This is a genomic window from Campylobacter troglodytis, assembly GCF_006864425.1.
In the GTDB taxonomy this organism is placed as follows: domain Bacteria; phylum Campylobacterota; class Campylobacteria; order Campylobacterales; family Campylobacteraceae; genus Campylobacter_D; species Campylobacter_D troglodytis.
In genome coordinates this window covers 1-1,918 of record NZ_QHLI01000132.1, presented here as the reverse complement: position 1 = coordinate 1,918, position 1,918 = coordinate 1, and the positions used below count along the sequence as shown (strand labels likewise).

2 protein-coding genes are annotated in these 1,918 nt (G+C 33.3%); both read left to right on the top strand.

What is annotated here, in order from left to right:
* Positions 1-827 (top strand): DUF5675 family protein (locus DMC01_RS14020; protein WP_185908945.1); only part of this gene is annotated, 827 nt, incomplete at its 5' end.
* A partial coding sequence (locus DMC01_RS12330) for a hypothetical protein (protein WP_142694480.1) occupies positions 824-1,918 on the top strand: 1,095 nt, incomplete at its 3' end. The genes DMC01_RS14020 and DMC01_RS12330, both read left to right, overlap by 4 nt.

Here is a 1,918-nt window from a genome sequence, read left to right as displayed (position 1 = left end):
ATGCAGTTAGCCTACTTGATTATTACATTTTAAACAAAAATAATGATGATGTGAGTAGATATAAGATTTCATTATATAATGATGAAAATATGATAGATATAAATACCACAGGCACAGCATATAGCATTCACGCAGGCAAAGAATTTGGCGATACCAAAGGCATTGATCTAGCACATAATGCAAAGGATTTTTGTCAAAGCTTAAAACAATATATTAAAAACACTAAAATCGCTATTCCCCTTAAGGTGAAATACCAAAAACGCATTTTAATCTTAATTGAAAGGTTTAAAGAAAGCACAGAGGCTACTATGGCTAGGATGAATGTTTATGTAGATGGTAAGCTTATAAGGGCTAAAATTCTAGGCAAGATTAAAATGATAAAGGATAAAAATAAAATCACAAAAATAGATAATAGAAAGATTGAAAGCATTGAAATGATGGATATTTTTTATAACCTAGCTCATAATATTGAACCCTTTGCCTACATACTAGAACGAAATTCACCTGATAGCATAGGTGGAGAATTAAAGCTAAGAGTGCCTGAGGGAAGGTATGAGGTGAGGTGGAGAAAGAGCTCTAATTTTGGCGAGGTTTTAAATTTAGGAAATGATTACGTATCTTTTGATAGAGCCATACTCATACACTCAGGCAAAACTCCCAAAAATTCCGATGGTTGCTTGTTAATAGGCAATAAAATAGATATGAATTATATAAGTGGCGAAAGTATGGCTAAGCTTTTAGCACAGCTGATTAAGATAAAACTTGCTGGGGCTAAAAATAACTTAGAGTTAAGAATCATTAATGCATTCACTAAGGATAAGCAATGACTACAAATTTAAACACAGTGTTTGTCGAAGAAAGAGCAGGCTATGGCTTTATGATGCAAGAAGCATATCAAGAGGGTTTAATAGATAGCACTCATAAAAGTAAGGGAATGCTTCGCATTTCTTGGAGCTTTGATGTGAAATATAATAAAAGCATTGATTTAATATTTTTTTCAGTGGATTTGCCAGGTTCTTATTTAAGTCTTTATGCTAAGGATTTTGAGAAAAAACTCTTTGGTGATGATTCTATGCCAAGAGAGCTAAGATATTTAAAACTTCCCTATGATATAAACTACGACTTTGTCCAAGAGCTTTTATCAAGGGCAGATTTCACTAAAATTCAACAAGAAAGATTTTTTAGCTCCCGCTTTGGCAGCGTTTTTGTGCCTATGGAGCTGGAGTTTGAGTGGTATGTTATTCCTTTGAGTGAATGGAATCAGCCTCCTTTGGATTTTAGTGTAATTAGCTTTCCTAAATATGATAAATATATTAGAGACAATGAGGATTATCCGGATGAGGGCTTTATAATGGCCTTGGGAATAATAAAATCTTATAAAATCTTAGATCAAAAGCAAACCTTGGATTTTAGTGAGTTAAACCTTATGGACTATGGCAAAGAAAAACCATTTACTACGCTTTTCACCCCCCTTCCAACAGCAGCCCTAGCCATCACAAAGACAAAAATAAATGATTTCTTTGTGAATTTAAGAAATAAGCCAAATGCAAAGGAAGGAAAAATCATAGCCACCCTTTTTTCTCAAGAAGCCATAATCCCTAATATATATTTGGAATTAGACCTAGAGGATAATATAAATCCCCTCTATAAGAGTATGATAACAAAGGGGCAAGCTTGGTATGAAAGAGATGATTTAGGTTCTAGCGATGAGGAGGGGTATTTGCTTTATTATAATTACAAGATGCAAGAGGCTTATTATAAAAAAGAAAGAACTAAACTAAGAAATGCACTCTTTAAAGATGAGTATTTAATTTTAATCTGGGATATACTGCCAAATGATTGGTGCAGGGTCTGGGTATTAAGGATGATAGCTAAAAACACCATATCAAGCATAGACAGTGAAACAAATTTTAGTGAA